At 63.7% G+C, this 17641-nt stretch carries 18 protein-coding genes; 11 read left to right on the top strand and 7 right to left on the bottom strand.

Annotated features, from left to right (window positions below):
• Positions 1-233 precede the first annotated feature (233 nt).
• The gene (locus D9V28_RS07605) at positions 234-536 is read left to right on the top strand and encodes a hypothetical protein (RefSeq protein ID WP_229727906.1); all 303 of its coding nucleotides are present in this window, start codon (positions 234-236) and stop codon (positions 534-536) included.
• Between the two features lie 93 nt (positions 537-629).
• Positions 630-2303 (top strand): HNH endonuclease signature motif containing protein, encoded by a 1674-nt coding sequence (locus D9V28_RS07600; RefSeq protein WP_121659137.1) that lies wholly within the window; start codon positions 630-632, stop codon positions 2301-2303.
• Here D9V28_RS07600 and D9V28_RS07595 read toward each other — a convergent pair.
• Entirely contained in the window at positions 2259-3845 is a 1587-nt protein-coding gene (locus tag D9V28_RS07595; RefSeq protein WP_121659136.1) for a CYTH and CHAD domain-containing protein, read from the bottom strand. The two genes, D9V28_RS07600 and D9V28_RS07595, sit on opposite strands and share 45 nt — an antisense overlap.
• A 128-nt stretch (positions 3846-3973) precedes the next feature.
• Here D9V28_RS07595 and D9V28_RS07590 point away from each other — a divergent pair, with 128 nt between their 5' ends.
• Together D9V28_RS07590 and D9V28_RS07585 are read left to right on the top strand one after the other, a co-directional pair.
• Entirely contained in the window at positions 3974-4159 is a 186-nt protein-coding gene (locus D9V28_RS07590) for a hypothetical protein (protein WP_121659135.1), read from the top strand.
• Entirely contained in the window at positions 4156-4608 is a 453-nt protein-coding gene (locus D9V28_RS07585) for an HhH-GDP family DNA glycosylase (RefSeq protein ID WP_121659134.1), read from the top strand. Before D9V28_RS07590 ends, D9V28_RS07585 begins: the two co-directional genes overlap by 4 nt.
• A gap of 10 nt (positions 4609-4618) precedes the next feature.
• Here D9V28_RS07585 and D9V28_RS07580 read toward each other — a convergent pair whose 3' ends face one another.
• Positions 4619-6046, bottom strand: coding sequence for a lipase maturation factor family protein (locus tag D9V28_RS07580; RefSeq protein WP_121659682.1), 1428 nt, complete (start codon positions 6044-6046; stop codon positions 4619-4621).
• A 188-nt stretch (positions 6047-6234) separates the two neighbouring features.
• On the opposite strand from D9V28_RS07580, the gene D9V28_RS16265 reads away from it, so the two are divergent.
• Positions 6235-7011: a pyridoxamine 5'-phosphate oxidase family protein gene (locus tag D9V28_RS16265; RefSeq protein ID WP_229727908.1), complete on the top strand. Its 777-nt coding sequence runs from the start codon at positions 6235-6237 to the stop codon at positions 7009-7011.
• Positions 7012-7207: 196 nt separating this feature from the next.
• Here D9V28_RS16265 and D9V28_RS07570 read toward each other — a convergent pair whose 3' ends face one another.
• A complete protein-coding gene (locus D9V28_RS07570; protein ID WP_147440938.1) occupies positions 7208-7630 on the bottom strand; it encodes a hypothetical protein in 423 nt (140 codons plus the stop codon).
• Positions 7631-7755: 125 nt separating this feature from the next.
• Here D9V28_RS07570 and D9V28_RS07565 point away from each other — a divergent pair, with 125 nt between their 5' ends.
• Positions 7756-8148, top strand: a complete 393-nt coding sequence (locus D9V28_RS07565) for a PPOX class F420-dependent oxidoreductase (RefSeq protein WP_121659132.1) — start codon at positions 7756-7758, stop codon at positions 8146-8148.
• Positions 8149-8170: 22 nt separating this feature from the next.
• On the opposite strand, the gene D9V28_RS07560 is transcribed toward D9V28_RS07565, so the two are convergent.
• From D9V28_RS07560 to D9V28_RS07550, 3 genes are all read right to left on the bottom strand, one after another.
• Positions 8171-8722, bottom strand: a complete 552-nt coding sequence (locus tag D9V28_RS07560; protein ID WP_121659131.1) for a type 1 glutamine amidotransferase domain-containing protein — start codon at positions 8720-8722, stop codon at positions 8171-8173.
• 177 nt (positions 8723-8899) lie between these two features.
• Positions 8900-9502 (bottom strand): DNA alkylation repair protein, encoded by a 603-nt coding sequence (locus D9V28_RS07555; protein WP_121659130.1) that lies wholly within the window; start codon positions 9500-9502, stop codon positions 8900-8902.
• Positions 9503-9573: 71 nt separating this feature from the next.
• Positions 9574-10062, bottom strand: a complete 489-nt coding sequence (locus tag D9V28_RS07550; protein WP_121659129.1) for a MarR family winged helix-turn-helix transcriptional regulator — start codon at positions 10060-10062, stop codon at positions 9574-9576.
• A gap of 103 nt (positions 10063-10165) precedes the next feature.
• Here D9V28_RS07550 and D9V28_RS07545 point away from each other — a divergent pair, with 103 nt between their 5' ends.
• On the top strand, positions 10166-10780 hold the full coding sequence (locus tag D9V28_RS07545) for an NADPH-dependent F420 reductase (protein ID WP_121659128.1): 615 nt from the start codon (positions 10166-10168) through the stop codon (positions 10778-10780).
• A 265-nt stretch (positions 10781-11045) separates the two neighbouring features.
• The gene (locus D9V28_RS07540) at positions 11046-12773 is read left to right on the top strand and encodes a stealth family protein (protein ID WP_229727909.1); all 1728 of its coding nucleotides are present in this window, start codon (positions 11046-11048) and stop codon (positions 12771-12773) included.
• Between the two features lie 207 nt (positions 12774-12980).
• Here the strand turns inward: D9V28_RS07540 and D9V28_RS07535 are convergent, their stop codons facing one another.
• Positions 12981-13946, bottom strand: coding sequence for a phosphodiesterase (locus D9V28_RS07535; RefSeq protein ID WP_121659127.1), 966 nt, complete (start codon positions 13944-13946; stop codon positions 12981-12983).
• A 180-nt stretch (positions 13947-14126) separates the two neighbouring features.
• Between D9V28_RS07535 and D9V28_RS07530 the strand changes: the two genes are divergently transcribed.
• The 3 genes from D9V28_RS07530 to D9V28_RS07520 all read left to right on the top strand — a co-directional run bounded on the left by D9V28_RS07530 (position 14127) and on the right by D9V28_RS07520 (position 17584).
• Entirely contained in the window at positions 14127-15599 is a 1473-nt protein-coding gene (locus tag D9V28_RS07530) for a phytoene desaturase family protein (protein WP_121659126.1), read from the top strand.
• 2 nt (positions 15600-15601) lie between these two features.
• On the top strand, positions 15602-16045 hold the full coding sequence (locus D9V28_RS07525; protein WP_121659125.1) for an SRPBCC family protein: 444 nt from the start codon (positions 15602-15604) through the stop codon (positions 16043-16045).
• 174 nt (positions 16046-16219) lie between these two features.
• Complete coding sequence (locus D9V28_RS07520; RefSeq protein WP_121659124.1) at positions 16220-17584, top strand: ABC transporter substrate-binding protein; 1365 nt, start codon at positions 16220-16222, stop codon at positions 17582-17584.
• Positions 17585-17641: the final 57 nt, after the last annotated feature.

Raw genomic sequence — 17641 nt, 5'->3', positions numbered from 1 at the left:
ATCGCACCGCATCGCACCGCACCGCACCGCACCGCACCGCACCGCACCGCACCGCACCGCACCGCACCGCACCGCACCGCACCGCACCGCACCGCACCGCACCGCACCGCACCGCACCGCATCGCATCGCATCGCATCGCATCGCATCGCATCGCATCGGCCGCACTCTGCGGGATCGCTGCGCGAAATGCAAGGGCCTTCTCGCCTCTTCCGCCCGACCGTAACCTCGAATCATGAGCGACGAGACACTGAACCCAGGCGACAACATCGAGAGCGGCGACCCCGTGCAGCGCACCAAGAGCGGTGACCTGAACGACCGCGAGCAGACGACCAAAGACCGTTCCTACAGCCCATCGAGTGGACTCGAGACCGAGCAACTGCAGCAGGACGGGTCGGACTCGCTTGCTCTCGATGACCCCGCCATCAACCAGGATGACGTCAACCTCCTGCCTGGCACCGGTGGCCCGGATGATGTCGGAGACATCGAGGTAGACCCGGACGAGATCGACCTGAGCGGACACGCCGGCCTCTCCTGAGCACCGCCCTCCACAGGGGAAAGTTAGCGAGCACTATCCACCGTTCGCCAGGCGAGGGTTCCGTTGCATCCTCTTCGCCAGCATGGTGGGAGCATGTCTCAGATTCTGGATCGGTTGCCAGAGGTCGTCGCGCAATTGCGCGTCGGTCTCGGGCTCCCGGCCCAGATCCTCACCGACTCACACGTCGGCCCCGCTGGATCGGACACCCCCGGCGTTAGCATGAGCAACGCCGGCAGGGCTGACCCGGGCACCAGTGACCCCGGCGTTAGCAAACCCGGCATCACCGACCTCAACGCCCACGACCTGGTGGATCGGCTCGATGCCGACGAGGTCGAATGGTTCACACGAACCGCGGCTGAGGTGATGAAGCTCGGCGAAGCTCTCGTGGCTATTGGTGCCGGCCGCATCGCGGTTCTCTCCGACCGGGAACTCGGATACTCCGGGCTCGCCCAGCGTCGGGGAGTGCGCACGGCTGAGCACCTCGTGCAGTCCCTCACTGGCTCGAGCTACCGAGACGCTGCCCGGCAGGTGCGTATCGGTGGAGCAATGGGCGAGGCTAAGGCGGTTGAACGGGCGCAGGCCCAAGCCTCGTCGAGGCAGGTCGAGGCCGACGGCGAGGAACCCGACGTTTCCCTCACGGTGAAAGTCCCGTGGCATTTCCCGATCTCCCTCGCCGCCTCCAAAGGCACACTGTCGACCAGCGCGGCCGAAGCGATCACACGAGGACTTGGCGACCCCACCGAGGACGCACCAGCAGATCTCCTTCAGGCAGCGGCTGAGCGACTGTTGCCCCTGGCAAACACCACAGACATGGATGAACTCGGCCGCCTCGCGCGCGAAGAGCGCAATCTCATCGACGTGACCGGCGTAGCGCAACGGGAGGGAGCGCTCCGCGAAATGCGCGGTCTTCGGATGCTTCGGCGCGACGCCACAGGAATGCGCGGGGTCGCTCTTCGACTCGACCCCGAGAACGAGGCAATCTTCTCCACTCTCATCGATGCGGCCACAGGTCCCCGCAGGGGCGGCCCTCGTTTCGTCGACGCGAAAAATATCGCAGCCGCAGAAGCACTGATCGCGGACCCGCGCAGCACAGAGCAAATTGCACTGGACACGATGATCCAGCTGATGGAACTTGGTGCGGAGGCTGACCCCGGTGTGTTGTTTCCGCGGCAGTCAGCGGTTCGCATCGTCGTCACCGCCGACAGCCTCGACACCCGCTCCGAGGCTGGAGGGCTCACAGGAACAGGGATGCTCGAAGACTCGCGAGAAGCCGTCTCCGGTGCCACTCTTGAGCGCACCATCTGCTCCGCAGAACTCACAGCCATTCTGCTCAGCCCCGACAACGTCCCGTTCGAGTCGAGCATAGGCAAGCGCCTGTTCGACCGCAGGCAACGGCGGGCTCTGGCGGTGCGCGACGGTGGCTGCATGTTCCCGAACTGCGATCGCCCGGTGTCCTGGACCGAAGCGCACCACATCATCCCGTGGAGCATGTCGCCAAAGACCGAGGTGATCGACGGCATCCTGCTCTGCCGACATCACCACATGCTGTTGCACAACACCGGCTGGGTAATCCGACGTCGGGAGACCGACTATGTCCTGGTCCCTCCCGTCGGTGTCGACCCCGATCAGAAAGAAATTCCGCTCGAGAGTAAATCCGGACTCATGCGAGCTCGCAAACGCGCACGGCCCGCGGCCCGCGCCCCCACCGGGCCGCCGGCGAGGTCAGAACCGGTCGGCAAACCCCTCGACACCATCGATAGCTCGTGACGACTCGTCAAGCGCCGCCTGGCCACTCTGGTCGTTGAGCCCGGCGAGCACTCCGTAGACGAACGTCTTCTCACCCTCGGCGTCGGCCCGATTCGAAGTGAGCACGAGATGCTGTCCGAACAGGACGCTGTCGCGATGCTCACCGAGGGTATCCTGAACGCGTTCGCCCGCCTCGGCGACTCCGGCATAGGCCGAACCACCGTCTCCGTTGTAGGCAACATCTTCGGCCGTGTACCGCAACCGTCGTCCGGCACGTCGCACAGCGTGCAACTGAGCCTCGAGGTTCCCGCCATCAGCACCGATGGCATCCGCTCGCTTTTTCACCCGACGGATTTCACGAGCGACCGCGGAGGCGACGGCATTTGCCGCTGGCTTCGACGCCGCATCGGTTAGCGGCGGACGAGCCACGAACTTGTCGAGCGCATCGAGCAACCGGAAGTACTCGGGCGAGGTGAGCCCCCGACGCAACCGGTCATGCGCCTCCCGGTAGTCGGACTGGGCGCCGTCAATGAGTCGAGCGCGAGCGTCGTCATCGTCCTGCTGCACCGGCAGGCCGTCGAGGTAGGCCCGCGCCCGCAGGCCACGCACCTCAGCATCTCGGGCCTCACCCAAAACTGAACCGAACCGTGCCAAACGATCGCGCAGCTCATCGACCACGTCTCGATCAAAGATCCTGCGGAACGCGGCAAGCACACTCCGCAGGCGCCGAACCGTCGTGCGCATTTGGTGCACAGCATCGGGTTCGTCAGCACGGGCGGCAGGGTCGGCCTGTTCAAGCGCGAGAACCAGGTCAGCCAGTGCGGGAACGACGACGGATGCCACGCTGCCCGGTTCGAGATCGGCCTGCGCCCGATCCTCACCCGGCTCGGGCGCCCCGGGAGCCGCACCAAGAGCGGGCGTCACATCGGTGAGCGAATCGACCCCGAGGGTGCGGGCCATCTTCGAGACACTCGGGGATGGGTGTGCGCCGACGGCTCCGAGCATCCGTTCGATCTGGTCCAACAGAACGGTGCGACCCTCTTCGGTATCCGGGGCCCCACCGAGCAGCTCCACCTCCCACTCGCGCCACGTGCGCAACGCACCGTTGCGGACGTCACCGCCCTCAACCTCATCGTCGGCAAGTTCAACCACCCCGACGCCGGCGGCATCGAGCAGGTGAACAGCCGTCCGCCGAGTAACGATCCGGGCGAGCGGAGTGAGCTCGCGATCCCGCACCACCGCCCGCACCGGTTCGAGCACGGCATCGGGAACAACCCCGGTGTCCTCTCCAACCGGCCAGTGCAGCTCGGTACGCCCCTCAGCTGCCGGCTTCTTGATGTGCCATCCAGCGTCACCACCGCCCTCACGCCGTCGGATGATCACCCGACGACGCGCCAGATCACAAGTCGCGGTGTCGTAGTACACCGCCTCAAGCGTGACCGGGTCATGAACCTCGACCGATGCGATTCCGGCGACGCCGGTCAGGTCGGGCAACTGCACCTGCCTGTCAACGTCGTACTTGCGCTCGATCTCGGTCTGCGAACGGCCAGGCTCATCTGTCATGCCTCCTGTTTACCGCTTCCCAGCCGTCGCTTCCATCCGTTGACAACCACACGACAAGCGGATGCCACGTGGCGGCTGCGGTCGTCAACCCCTCAGCGGCTCGAATTGGGTCGGCGTACGCTCGCCCCATGACGAACCACGAAGAAACCCCTCAGGACTCCAACCCCCGATCCGACGACGCCGCACCCACGTCCGACACTGACACCTCGGATGACGCTGGATTCGGTGCCGACGAGGGAATCGGTGATGGAACCGGTCTCGGCGAGGGCAACGGAAACGCCGGTCAGTCCTCGGAGGACTCGCCAGCCGAATGAGGGCCCACCTGACGCCGGCCGACCTTGATCTGAATCCGGCGGGCGGGTCACCCGAGCAGCTTTACCGCTGGTTTCTGGCGAGCGTCCTGTTTGGTCGGCCGATTCAGCAGTCTGTGGCTGCCGCAACCTATCGGACGCTGATCGCGGGTGGGCTCACCAATCCCTCGGCGTTCGGCACGCTCAAGCGCGAGCCGCTGCGACGTCTTCTCGACCGGGGCGGCTATGTGCGGCTCGACTACCAAATGGCCGACACCCTGCACGCCGTCATGCGCACCATCGTGGACGACTACGGATCGGTCCACCGCCTCGTCGTGACGTCGGAGAATGAGACAGATCTCACGGAACGGCTCACCGCGCTTAAGGGAGTCGGCCCGGTGACGGCGCACATCTTTACTGCGCAGATCCCCGCCGAGCTCTATGGGCCAGCGTCGCCTGGTGCTCAGGGATAACCGTCGCCTCTCACGGACGCAACGTCACCGGGTCGACAAGCGTGCCGACGAGTGTGCGTGACCACCACGCCCCGGTCTGCCGTTTCTCGGCGCGGGTCGAGAATCGGTAACGAAACGCACGAGCCCGGATCCAGCGAGGCGGAGCCTCGGGAAACGGGTTCAGGCTCAGCAGTCGCACCGTGCGCGGATCACCGGCGAGCAGCCGCACGAGCAGCATCTGGAACCAGCGGTTGTCCGGCGTTCCAAGTGCCAGAAACCACATCAGCCAGTCGAGCCGCAGGTGATACGGGGCGACCTGGCGTGGCCTCCGCGTCACATCGCCCGGTTTTCCCTTGAACTCGTATGGCTTCCATTCGGAGTCCGGTGACGGGTGCTCGTCGCTGCACCCCTCGATGATCACTTCGAGGCGCACCTTCGTCACCGTCCCGAACGCTCCATACGCATTCACCAGGTGATAGCGGTTGAAGCTGGCGTTCATGAGTTGGTGGCGGGAGAACAGGTTGACGAGCGGCCGCCAGCTCAACACGAGCAGGAACACCGTCACCACGAGTACGAGCACCATGAACCACAGTGGAGTGGGTGGCGCGGCACCGACGAGCCCGAGCGAGGGAATCACTGCCCGGACCACATCGTCACTGATCGCGGAGAACGCCAGCACGATCGTGATCCAGTTGAGCCAGGCGAAGTTGCCGGTGGCGACCAGCCAGAGCTGGGTCAGGATAAGGATGGTTGCGGCGATGGATGCTACGGGCTGTGGAGCAAACAGGAAAAACGGCACGACCAATTGGGCGAAGTGACTCCCGAGAACCTCTCCCTTGTGGAACCAGCGCGGCAGATGGTGTGCGTACCAGCTCACCGCATTCGGCATGGGCTGCGTCTCGTGGTGATAGGTCAGCGCGGTGAGGTCTCGCCACTCGGACCCTCCCCGCATCTTGATCATTCCGGCACCGAACTCAAGCCGGAACACGAGCCATCGCACAAACAGGATCGTCACCAGGGGCGGTGCGACCTCGTCCGAACCGAGGAAGGCCACGATGAACCCGGCCTCGCAGAGCAGGCTCTCCCAGCCGAAGCCGTAAAACGTCTGTCCGATGTTCACGATCGACAGGTAGCCGACCCAGAGCAGCAGGAAGGCGATCATCGGCAACCACGGTGGCCCCTGTTGCGGAAGACCGGCCACAAGTGTGGCCGCGATGCCCGCTCCCGCCGACGCGATGCCGAGGAGGTAAGCGTCGCTGTATTTCCAGTGGAAGAGGCTCGGCGACTGCCGAAACGTCACCCGGTCGAGAAACCACGGAGCCGGCAGGAGGCCGCGTTCGCCGAGCAGCGCCGGAAACTGATTCGCGGCCGAGACAAAAGCGATCAGGTAGAGCGCGGCGATTCCGCGCTGAAGAACCTGGCGAGCCAGTTCATAATCTCCCGCGGCGAACCACTCCATGGTGATGCTGACGGTAGTCCCGCTCTCCCCGGTTCTGTCAACCGCTGGACCGAGCGGCCCGGCCTGCCGCTCGCGCCAAACCTTGTCAACCCGGTAGAAGACGACGGATGCCACGGCGTAGCGTTCCGAGGAACGAGCCAGCGCGTGCTTTGAAAAGCGTCGGCAGCCAGACACTGAGGGAGAGACCGATGACGTTGAACGATCCAGCCGACACACCCCGCGCCGGACGAGCAGGAACACCGGGATCTCCCGGCACGACGGGCCCGTCTGGCGAACCAATCGGCACCAGCTCCGACACCATCAACACGGCACACGGTCGAACAGACGCCGCCCACGACGCGGCAACCATCCCCGACCCGAATGAGGCCGCCGAGGTCACGACCACAACGGATGGCGGACTCATCGACGCAGGGATCAGTGACGCGGTCACGGCACCGAGCACCGACGCCGAAACCACCAATCCGGCGTCGAGCGAGTTTCACGCTGCCGATGATGACGACATGGCCACCATCGCCAAACTCGTGAAGGCATCAAGAATTGCGCTGCTCACGACGGTGACGCCGAGCGGCCAACTGCACAGCCGTCCACTCGCCACACAGGAGATCGATTTCGACGGTGACCTGTGGTTCTTCACACAGGACCCGAGCTCGAAGGTCGACGACATCCGCTCGAACGACCAGGTCAACGCAGCCTTCGAGTCGGGTAAGGGCTACCTTTCGATTTCCGGCTCAGCCACCCTGGTGCACGACAGGGCGAAGATCGACGAGCTGTGGTCGCCCGCTGTCGGGGCGTGGTTTCCCGACGGAAAGGACGACCCGACCGTTGCCCTGATCAAGATCAGTGCTCAGTCAGCGGAGTACTGGACCTCTGACGAACCCGGCGTTGTGAGCGTCTTCAAGATCGCCAAGGCCGCGCTCACCGGCGGGCAACCTGACGTCGGTGACAACAAGTCCGTGGACCTCTGACGCGCAGTCAACTCGGCCTGACGCGCCGTCCACCGTGCCTGTCACACGGTCAGCCGTCTCTGCCACATGGTCAATTGCGTCCAGCGTGCGGCCAACTGAGTCCGGCGCACGGACGACGATGTCTGATGCACGGTCGGCCACGTCTGATGCACGGTCGCCCATGTCTGGTGCGCGGTCAGCCGTGTCTGACGCATGGTCAACTGAGATAGTCGTCTGGCGCCAGCCAGCGAACCCCGCGCTTGTGGCTCAGCAGCTGCGCACGAATCGGCACTCCGATTCCGGAACACGCATTGTGCAGCTGCTGTGCCCACGCTCGGTCGAGCGGCGTCAGGTCGGATCCGGCGTATCGCTCCCAAACGAGAATCACCTGGGCGGCCCTCGCTGCTCCCGCAATGTGTCGGATGCCGTTCGCTAACTCATTGGCATGATCGGGCGTCGGGCGACCCGGGTAGTCATCCGTGGGGATGAGCAGGGGCAACTGCACGTTGTCGCTGTCGAGGAAGAGAAGCCAGAGCTGCCGTCTGGACGCACGACCGATGAGGTCGCTTACGCGTTGCTCGATGAGCTCGTCGGTCACGAGCGGCTGGGTGTTCGCCGTTGAGGCGCTGATTCCGGTCATGAATCGATACTTGGCCGATCCCGCGAAATCCGCCCGTGGCATCCGCTATCTGTGGAGAAGCGCACCGCTGTGGAAAACTGCCTCGATCCGCGACACCGCTGCTGATGCCACCTAGATTGGACACCATGACGACCGAGATTCCGGCTTCTCTCCTGCACCTTCTGACCAACGCCAACTTCGGGAGCCTCGCCACGGTGCGGCCGAACGGCACCGCGCAGGTGAATCCGATGTGGTTCGAGTTCGACGGCGACAACCTGCTGTTCACCCACACGACACAGCGTGCGAAGTTTCGTAACCTGCAGAAGAATCCGTCGATGGCGTTTTCCATCTTCGACCCGGCAAACCCGTTGAGCTACATCGAACTGCGCGGGGAACTCACCGAGGTCAGGGACGACCCAACCGGATCGTTCTATGTGCACCTCGGCAAGCGATATGGCAATGCAACGCAGGAGGCACCGCCGGACAGTGCCGACCGGGTGATTCTCGTGATGAAAATCACCAAGGTGATCGGCCGCTGATCCGGCGGTGCCCTGTGTTGCGCTAAGCGGTCTGTCCGGAGTGCTCACCCTCGGCGATTTCCTCGACGAACTTGGCGTTGAACGCCGGCAGGTCGTCGGGAGTACGGCTGGACACGAAGCCGCTGTCGACGACAACTTCCTCGTCGACCCAGTTCGCTCCGGCGTTGATGAGGTCGGTTTTGAGGCTCGGGTAGCTCGTGAGTTCACGGCCCCTCACCACATCGGCCTCAACGAGGATCCATGCACCATGGCAAATGACGCCGACCGGCTTGTGCTCCTCGAAGAAGGTGCGGGCAAATGCCACCGAATCGGCGTGCATTCGCAAGTGATCGGCGTTCACCACACCGCCAGGCAGCATGAGCGCGTCGAACTTCGTCGACGAGGCGTCGGCGGAGCGAACGTCGACCTGTTGCTCGTGTCCGTTCTTGCCGGAAATTGTGCCGATCTCCGGTGAGACCAGAACCGCCTCACCACCGGCATCGGTCACCGCCTGCCAGGGGCTGGTCAGTTCAGAGTCCTCGAATCCATCGGTCAGCAGAAATGCGACCTTCTTGCCAGAAATGTTCTCAGTCATCGTGCTCCTTTCCCGTCCGCCACGTTACGCGGGAGGCCGCTTTGGCAGGAGGGCCTTGACGCCAGGCTGGGTGACCCCTTAGCTGTCAGGCTGCGAGACCGCTTAGCTGTGCTGCCTGGTGCAAATTCAGCGAACGGATGCTGTCGGCTCGGTTGGCCTCCAGTGCGGGCCGTTCTGTCACTTCGGCAGCGCGTCAAGCACGGTATCGATGGCCTCGCTGACGACATCACTTGTGTACGGTTCAGCGAGAAGCGCGCGTGCCGAGCGGGCGAACCGTTCGGGGTCGCCGTTTCCGGCACGCAACGCCCGCAGCGGGGCGAGGATCGCGGCCCGGCGCAGCCAGACATTGTTCTCTCCGAGCCAGCGATCGAGAGCGACGAACGCTCGATTACGTCCAACCTCGTCCAGCCGCTCGATTAGGGGGCCGACAACGTCGATCGCGAGTGGGTCGACGAGAGAACGCACCCGGCCCTCGCGGAGGAATCCCTCAATCCGGGTGAGGTCGGAGTTGTCGAGCAGCGGAACACTCGACTGCAACAGAACGACAGCGGCGAGCCGGCGTTCGAAGACCGGAACGCTCCACAGCTCGGAGGCGAGTGCGGTGACCTGGTCGTGCGGCATGCCGCGGAATTTGCGGAGCGCATCGCGCACGGTTCCGCGCACAGCGCCGATCGACGCGCCATACGAGTGCAGACCGCTCGAGTCGCGATCGTCGGCCGGCGAGGTCCACGCTGTCTCGCGCTGCAGGGCCGCGTCAATGAACTCTCCGGCCTCACTCATTCGACTATTCTCACCCAGGCGCAGGCGCCCAGTCTCACCTGGCCGCAGGCGCCAGCGCACTCAACGGGCGATCACGCCCCGCGGGCGCCCGGGTTGAATCGATGCTCAGGATCGAGGGTGGCGAGAATGCGCCCCATGAGGCGATCAAGGTGGGCAACGTCTTCAGGACTCAGCGGGTCGATGACATTTTCACGCACCGTGGCGACATGACCGGGAGCGGTCGCAACGACCTTCTCATAACCCAACTCCGTGAGCCGAGCGTTTGTCGCCCGCTTGTCTTCCTCACACGGCGTGCGTTCGACAAACCCTTTTTTCTCCAGTCGGGATGCCACGTGCGACAGTCGAGGAAGGGTGGCGTTCGTTGCACCGGCCAGCGCGGTCATGCGCAGAGTGCGGCTCGGCGCCTCCGAGAGCATGGCGAGCACGAAGTACTCGAAGTGGCTGAGTTCGGCGTCGCGCTGCAGCTGGGAATCGAGAACGCCAGGCAGCAATTCCACAACGGCCACGAACTTCTTCCACGCGTCCAGTTGGTTGTCATCGAGCCAGTGCACATCGGTCATGAATCCAGTGTACTCCAATACTTGACGCTACAACTAATACCCTCTAGGATTACTTGTATCGACAACCAATCGGACCACTGTCGGAACCAAGGAGAGAGTGCACATGACGAACGTCACCATCATCGGAGCAGGCAACATGGGCGCCGCCATCGCCAACCTCGCTCTCACGGGCGGCAACACCGTGCAGGTGCTTGCCCGCGATGAGAACAAAGCGCAGGTGCACGCGTCAGCAACGACCAGTGTCGTGGGGGATCCCCTCACGGGTGACCTGGTCGTCCTGGCGCTGCCGTACCCTGCGGTCGCCGATGTCCTCTCCACCTACGCCGGCCAGCTCGACGGCAAGATTGTCGTCGACCTGACCAACCCCCTCGATTTCGCGACCTTCGATGACCTCGTCGTCCCGGCCGACAGCTCAGCCGCAGCCGAAATCGCCAGGCTCGCACCGGCATCCGTCGTTCTGAAGGCGTTCAACACCAACTTTGCCGCAACGCTTGCCGGCGGAATCGTTGGCGGCACGAAAACAACGGTGCTCATCGCCGGAGACGACGCTGACGCGAAGGCGACACTCGTGGCACTGGTCGAGGCCGGAGGACTGAACGCCGTCGACGCCGGATCACTCAAGCGTGCCCGCGAGCTTGAGGCACTCGGCTTCCTGCAACTGACTCTCGCCGGCAGCGAAAAAATCTCCTGGGCAGGCGGCTTCAACCTCAGCAAGTAAGAGCTGTCGAAGCTGTAACGGCCGGTGTGCGAAAGCGCGCCGGCCGTTTTGTGTACCTATCGACAATCGCGACACGTGAGAGTAGCGCCCACCCGCCGCGAAACCGCAGCGAGAGCATCCGCGTCGGGCGGTGTGCTTAGAATGAGCACAGGGACGCCGGTCATTCGACCGCAACGTCGGCCAAGCGCAGGCAGCGCCGCCACACCGCAAATGCGGAGCGCACCACACACGCCCACAAGGCGAACCACCGAGAAGGGCGGCGATCATGACGACGTTTAACACACCGAAGAAGCACCAAACGGCGACGGAGAGCGCCGCAGACGCCTTCCGCCGTGACGAACCGATCACGGCATCGATGCCGATCCTCAGCGAGACCCCCGAGCTCGTCCTGCTCTCGAACGGAGACCGCGAGAACCGCTTCTCCCGCGAAGACGTGGTTCTGCGCAAGGGCGAGTTCACCCTGATCAACGGTCACCTCACTCCGCGTGAGTCGCGCATCGCTGACCTGCTTGAGATCCGCCGGGTGCTCGAAGAAAACGACATCGCCTACCTTCTCGTGCGAGGAAGCAACGGCAACCTCGTCCTCGCTGTCGACCGCAAACGCCGCAAGCAGCTGGCGAAAGCCTTCGCCGAGGCTTTCGCCGACGAGCCGTTCTACGCGAAACCTGTCGACCCGGCCACTTCCCATGAAGATGGCAAATCATCGAAGAAAACGGATGCCATAGCTCAGCTTCTCGCGGACGGTACGTTCGCGAGCGAGAAGAAAGCATCGGTCTTCCGGCTGTACCGGCCTCGCATCGAACCGATCGGCCGACTGCGTTACGGCCCGGACACCGCTGTTCAGCTGGAACTCTGGAAGTTCGGCGAAGACGAAATCATCGCGCCCGTCGAGAACGCCCTCATGCGCCGGTGGTTGCCGCGCTCAGAGGCACTTGAGGACACCGTCGAGATGTTCGGTCAGACCTGGCCGACTCTGCAGAACATGTTCGCTGACCTCGCCAGCGACGTCACCTTCGACATCGACATGGTGTTCTCCTGGGTCGACGGTTCAAGTATCGAGTTCCAGCGGGCACGCGCCAAGCGCATGCAGAACTACGTCGTGGGCGACGGTGACGACTCCGAGGCCCGCTTCCGCCAGATCAACGAGCTCAAATACGCGCTTCGCAGCATTTACATGTTCGCGCCGTGGGTACGACGGATTTTCATTGTCACCGACTCACCGCGACCGGAGTGGCTGGCTGAGCACCCCGCGGTGACCCTCGTCCGCAGCGAGGACCACTTCGAAGACACCAGCGTGCTGCCGACGCACAACTCGCACGCGGTCGAGGCCCAGTTGCACCACATCGACGGTCTGGCTGAGCACTTCCTCTACTCGAACGACGACATGTTCTTCGGTCGTCCGATCAGCCCCGACATCTTCTTCTCGCCCGGCGGAATCACGAAGTTCGTTGAGGCGTCCACCCGCATCGGGTTGGGCGACAGCGACCCATCGCGCAGCGGCTTCGAGAACGCGGCGCGAGTGAACCGCCGGCTCCTGCGCGAGCGCTTCGGCAAGGTCACCACCCGGCACCTCGAGCACTCGGCCGCGCCGATGCGCAAGAGTGTGCTGCACGAGCTCCAGGCTGAGTTCCCCGAGGATTTCCGGCGCACAGCGGCCAGCCGGTTCCGGTCGGCAACCGACATCTCGGTCACCAACTCGCTGTATCACTACTACGGACTGATGACCGGTCGCGCTGTCGTGCAGACCAACGCACGGGTCAAGTACATCGAGACGACGCTGAAGTCGGCGTTGCCGTCGATGGATCGGCTTCTCAAGCGACGCGACCAGGACATGTTCTGCCTCAACGACGGCTCGAAACCAGAGATCTCGGTGGAGAAGCGCACCCAGGCGGTCACCGAGTTCCTCGAGCACTACTTCCCATTTGCGGCGCCGTGGGAAACGGAAGTTGCGGTCTATGGCGCAGAGTCCGGTTCGGTGACCGACGCCGGTTAGTCGAACCCGGCCGCGGCTGACCCCCCCTGGTGGTCGACCAGGGCAGAGCAATTCACCTTGCGTGTTCAATCCCCTCACAGAAATTCACGCTTCCTCGTCGTCGGTCGCGCCGTCGTGGTTATCGCACGGGGATCCCGTCCGCTGGCTACTCGTCGGTCCGCCAGCAGGTGTGAAGCAGCCGATCAAGACCGAGCCCTCGAATCAGGCTCAGACCAGAACCGGGATGGACTCGGTTGGTGGTGCATGCCGCGCGGCGGGGGCCTGGCGCACGGGCATGTCGCCGGCCATGCTGACCGGCGCAGAGATGTGTACGCCGAGCAGGCCAAGGCGCTTGGCGCTCTCCTCGGCATCGATGTAGTCGAGCGTCGGGAACGAACCCAGGGGAACCACGGAGTGCAGCACTGTCTTCGGGTACACGTGCACGAGGTTGAACGCACGGGCACCATCACGGCCACGCGTGCCGCCGACCGGAACGGTGAGGTCCTGCGTGTAGCAGGTGGCCGATGCCACAGACACTGGAATCCCCGCGAACGTCGCCATCGATGAGTAGTGCAGGTGACCGCCGAGGATGCTCCGCACATCTGAGCCCTCGAGCACCTCTTCAAGGCCACCCTGGTCGCGGAGCTCGACGCTCACGGCGAGGTCGAGCACGCTGGGGACAGGCGGGTGGTGCAGTGCCAAAATCGTGCCGTCTGGCGCAGGTACGGAAAGCTCCTCAGCGAGCCAGTCGAGTTGCTCCCCGCTGACCTCACCGTGGTGATGCCCAGGCACCGTGGTGTCGAGCGTGATCACACGCAATCCGTTCACGTCGTAGACGCGATCGACCGGGCGACCCGTCGGCACCTCGTTGAAGAGTCCGGCGCGAAACGCCTCCCGTTTGTCGTGGTTGCCCATTACCCAAATGACCTGTGCGCCCAATCGGCTGGCCGCCGGGTCGACGATGCGGCGGATGCGCTCGTATGCGTCAGGTTCGCCCTTATCGGCGAGGTCACCGGTGAAGATGATGGCCTCGGGGCGTCCGCCTGAGGCCTCGAGTTCAGTGAACACCTGTCTAAGGTGTTTCTCGCTGTCGACCGAGCCGTACAGTTTGTCACCCCCCGCCAGAAGGTGGGTGTCGCTGATGTGCAAAAGGAAATGGTCCGGCCTCGGATACTCAGCCGCGCGGTCTGTCACGTTCCGTCCAATCGGGTTTGGTGGCGGCGCCTTGTCCGCGCCACCGTACGTGTTGAGGCCATTCCATCAGAGTTTTCCGAACGCGAGATGAACGCCGCACGACATTTGCCCATCACAGTTCTGATCGAAAACCCCGTCAAGGGGTCGATACGAGTCCATCGCACTGGCATACTGCGATGGATGTCTGAGCCTGAAGCAATCATTGTCGGAGCGGGACCCAACGGACTTGCCGCCGCAGTCACACTGGCTCGAGCCGGTGTTTCCGTGCGGGTGTACGAACGCGCGAACACCATCGGAGGGGGCTCACGCACGTCCGAGGTGACGCTGCCCGGATTCCGCCACGACACCTGTTCAGCTGTGCACCCGATGGCACTCGCCTCCGACTTCTTCACCCGATTCGGCCTCACCGACCGAATCCGGTTCGCTCTTCCCGAACTGTCATACGCACAGCCACTCGACTCAGGTCGAGCCGGCCTCGCCTGGCACTCACTCGACCGCACTGTCGACGACCTCGGGCGAGATGGTGCGGCATGGCGGCAACTCCTTGAACCGCTCGTCTCCCACGCGAACTCCGTCGCCGGTTTCGTCGGAACCAGCCTCCTCCGCATCCCGGAGCATCCCATCACCATGGTGCGATTCGGACTTCGCGCCCTCGAACAGGGCAGCGGACTGTGGAACACCCGCTGGCACGATGACGCAGCGCCAGCTCTCCTCACTGGGGTGCTTGCGCACGCCATCCGCCCGCTTCCGAGTTTCGCGCCGACGGCCGCTGGCCTCGTCCTGGCGACACTGGCTCACGCTGGGGGCTGGCCGGTTCCGATCGGCGGCAGCCAGTCCATTGTTGATGCGATGGCGGCGGATGTCACGGCTCACGGCGGCGAGATCGTCACGGGGGCCGAAGTCACTCACCTTCGCGAACTGCCACCGGCTCGAGCCGTTCTCCTCGACACGAGTGCTCGCGGCCTGCAGCAGATCGCCGGTAACCGACTCCCAGCCGGATACGCACGCCGACTGGGCCGGTTCCGTTACGGGAATGCCGTCGCCAAGGTCGACTTCGCGCTGTCCGGCCCTGTGCCGTGGACGAATGAGACGCTGCATGAGGCTGGAACACTTCACCTCGGAGGCACCCGGGCAGAAATCGCACGCGCGGAACAGGAAGTCGCTCGCGGACAGCATCCGTCTAATCCTTACGTCCTCGTCTCCCAACCGAGCACGTTCGACCCGACCAGGGCACCGGAGGGCAAGCACACACTCTGGGCCTACACGCACGTGCCGGCCGGCTCGACAGAGGACCGTACGGAGGCGATCATTCGGCAGATCGAACGATTCGCTCCCGGCTTCCGCGACCTCATCCTGGCGTCAACCCACCGGTCGGCCGTCGAGTACGAGGAATACAACCCCAACTACGTCGGTGGCGACATCTCGGCTGGTGACGTGAACACCGTCCAGCTCGTGGCTCGACCGACGCTGTCACTGAATCCATGGCGGACCCCGCTGAAGGGCGTGTACCTGTGCTCGTCATCGACACCTCCTGGCCCAGGTGTGCACGGGATGCCCGGCTGGAACGCCGCACTGCTCGCCCTCCGCGACGAGTTCGGTGTCACAACGCCCCCTTCGCTTTCTCCATTGCCCGAACAAATCGTTGAAAGGTAGCCATGAGCGTCAACTATCGACTCATTCACACGAGCCCGGAGCGGGTATTTGAGGTGCTCGCCAATGGCTGGCTCTACCCCAGCTGGGTTGTCGGCGCGTCGCGAATGCGCGACGTCGATGATGCCTGGCCCGCCGAGGGTGCACGACTGTTTCACTCGTTCGGTGTGTGGCCGTTTCTCATCAACGATTCGACTTCTGTACTCGAATGGGACCCGCCACGGCACATGAAGGTGCGGGCGCGCGGCTGGCCGATCGGTGAAGCGCACGTCACGCTCGACGTCAAACCTCGAGGCGACGGCTGCGTCGTGCGCATCGGGGAGGACGCCGTCAGCGGTCCGGGCCGTTACATTCCTGAACCGGTTCGACGTGTGATGCTTCACGCGCGCAACACCGAAACGCTCCAGCGACTGGCGTATCTTGCCGAGGGCGGCGCCACAGCGAACTAAACCAGGTTCGGCCAGCGGAATCGACGAAATTGGAGAAACGAACCCGCCAGCATGCGGGTCCGCAACCCCTTGCCGGTCTTCCGCTCTGTGGATACCTTCACCTGAACAGCGACATTTTTCGTGCGCGGAGACTGACGACGACGTTGGTCTCTCGGTTCAGGAAAGGGACAACACATGGTTCAGAGGCAGAAGGTGTTGATCGCGGCCACCGTGACAGCATCGGTTTTCATCCTCACGGGGTGTGGCGGTGGAGGTAGTGGCGAGACGGCGGATGTGTCATTCAGTGACAGCCCATCAGGAGCACTCTCCGCATGGGGATTCGACAACGCCGATGATGTTGGCACTTCGAGACTCGATTACGCCGAGAAACAGCTCAGTGATGTCGACATCAAGATCGACCAGACAGCGTTTGACGCCCAGAAGTTCACGACGAGGGTTGCGAGCGGCAACGTGCCGGATGTGGTCCAGATGGATCGTCAGTTCGTCGGCACCTATGCAGCGCAGGGGCTGATCACACCTCTCGACGAGTGTTTCGCAGCCCACAGTGTCGAACCAGACGACCAGTACTACGAATCGGTCATGGACGACGTCGAATGGGATGACAAGGTTTGGGCAGTGCCGCAGTTCTACCAGCCCCCCGCGATCATCCTCAACAAGCGGGTGATGGACGCCGCCGGAGTCACGGCCGATCAGATTGACACGTCGAAACCCGACGTCCTCCTCGACGCCATCGGCAAGATGTATCAAGAGTCCGGTGGCAACCCAAGCGTGCTCGGATTCGACTCCGTCGGTGTGAACCAGGCGGGCCTGTGGCTGCTGGGCTACGGAGGAGAGCTGATGGACGATGACGGGGTTCCCGCGCTCGATTCACCCGAGAACGCCGAGGCCATCAACTTCCTCAAGCAACTGTTCGACGCGCAGGGCGGGTACGCGAAGTATAAGAGCTTCACCGATTCCTTCGACGCATTCGGTGACGAGAACCCCTATGTGGCTGACCAGGTGGGAGCTCAGGTCAACGCCCAGTGGTACGTGAACGTTCTGAGTCCGTATGCTGACGAAATCCAGATCGAAGCTGTTCCGTTCCGCAACATTGAGGGTGAACCGTTCGCCGTCACCGGGGGACAGGCGTTCGTCATTCCCGCCGGTGCGAAGAATGCGGATGCCGCCTGTGCGTGGGCAGTGAACCTCACGTCGCAGGACGCCTGGATGGCAGCGGGAGAAGCTCGTGCGAAGACCATCGCGGCCGAGCCGGGTGCCATCAACACCGGGCTCTTCACTGGCTCGCCCGAGGCTGACGAGGCGATCCGCGAAAAGTTTGTGACGACCAGCGGGAACGCTGGATTCGACCAGACGATTGCCACCTTCTACGACGTTGTCGGTGAAGGAGAGTCGTTCGGTGCTTCCGCAGCAGGGCAGGAGATCCAGACCGAACTGAAGAATGCGGTCACGTCGACGCTGCTCGGTGACAAGTCGGCGGAGGACGCGCTGGCCGACGCACAGGAAGCCGCAATGCGGGCCTATGACAAAGTCACGAAGTAGTAGTTGAGGTGATGACGTAGCCGCACCTCGCACATAGAAGAACGGGCAACCCGGCCA

Origin of the sequence: Mycetocola zhadangensis (assembly GCF_003668565.1) — a bacterium.
GTDB lineage: Bacteria > Actinomycetota > Actinomycetes > Actinomycetales > Microbacteriaceae > Mycetocola_A > Mycetocola_A zhadangensis.
The sequence above is the reverse complement of the archived record's forward strand: the minus strand, read 5'-3'. Positions and strand labels throughout refer to the sequence as shown.

Excerpts from the sequence above, each read along its gene's own strand:
- D9V28_RS07605 (WP_229727906.1), top strand. The coding sequence starts at position 234 with ATGAGCGACGAGACACTGAACCCAGGCGACAACATCGAGAGCGGCGAC.
- D9V28_RS07600 (WP_121659137.1), top strand. The coding sequence starts at position 630 with ATGTCTCAGATTCTGGATCGGTTGCCAGAGGTCGTCGCGCAATTGCGC.
- D9V28_RS07595 (WP_121659136.1), bottom strand. The coding sequence starts at position 3,845 with ATGACAGATGAGCCTGGCCGTTCGCAGACCGAGATCGAGCGCAAGTAC.
- D9V28_RS07590 (WP_121659135.1), top strand. The coding sequence starts at position 3,974 with ATGACGAACCACGAAGAAACCCCTCAGGACTCCAACCCCCGATCCGAC.
- D9V28_RS07585 (WP_121659134.1), top strand. The coding sequence starts at position 4,156 with ATGAGGGCCCACCTGACGCCGGCCGACCTTGATCTGAATCCGGCGGGC.
- D9V28_RS07580 (WP_121659682.1), bottom strand. The coding sequence starts at position 6,046 with ATGGAGTGGTTCGCCGCGGGAGATTATGAACTGGCTCGCCAGGTTCTT.
- D9V28_RS16265 (WP_229727908.1), top strand. The coding sequence starts at position 6,235 with ATGACGTTGAACGATCCAGCCGACACACCCCGCGCCGGACGAGCAGGA.
- D9V28_RS07570 (WP_147440938.1), bottom strand. The coding sequence starts at position 7,630 with ATGACCGGAATCAGCGCCTCAACGGCGAACACCCAGCCGCTCGTGACC.
- D9V28_RS07565 (WP_121659132.1), top strand. The coding sequence starts at position 7,756 with ATGACGACCGAGATTCCGGCTTCTCTCCTGCACCTTCTGACCAACGCC.
- D9V28_RS07560 (WP_121659131.1), bottom strand. The coding sequence starts at position 8,722 with ATGACTGAGAACATTTCTGGCAAGAAGGTCGCATTTCTGCTGACCGAT.
- D9V28_RS07555 (WP_121659130.1), bottom strand. The coding sequence starts at position 9,502 with ATGAGTGAGGCCGGAGAGTTCATTGACGCGGCCCTGCAGCGCGAGACA.
- D9V28_RS07550 (WP_121659129.1), bottom strand. The coding sequence starts at position 10,062 with ATGACCGATGTGCACTGGCTCGATGACAACCAACTGGACGCGTGGAAG.
- D9V28_RS07545 (WP_121659128.1), top strand. The coding sequence starts at position 10,166 with ATGACGAACGTCACCATCATCGGAGCAGGCAACATGGGCGCCGCCATC.
- D9V28_RS07540 (WP_229727909.1), top strand. The coding sequence starts at position 11,046 with ATGACGACGTTTAACACACCGAAGAAGCACCAAACGGCGACGGAGAGC.
- D9V28_RS07530 (WP_121659126.1), top strand. The coding sequence starts at position 14,127 with ATGTCTGAGCCTGAAGCAATCATTGTCGGAGCGGGACCCAACGGACTT.
- D9V28_RS07525 (WP_121659125.1), top strand. The coding sequence starts at position 15,602 with ATGAGCGTCAACTATCGACTCATTCACACGAGCCCGGAGCGGGTATTT.
- D9V28_RS07520 (WP_121659124.1), top strand. The coding sequence starts at position 16,220 with ATGGTTCAGAGGCAGAAGGTGTTGATCGCGGCCACCGTGACAGCATCG.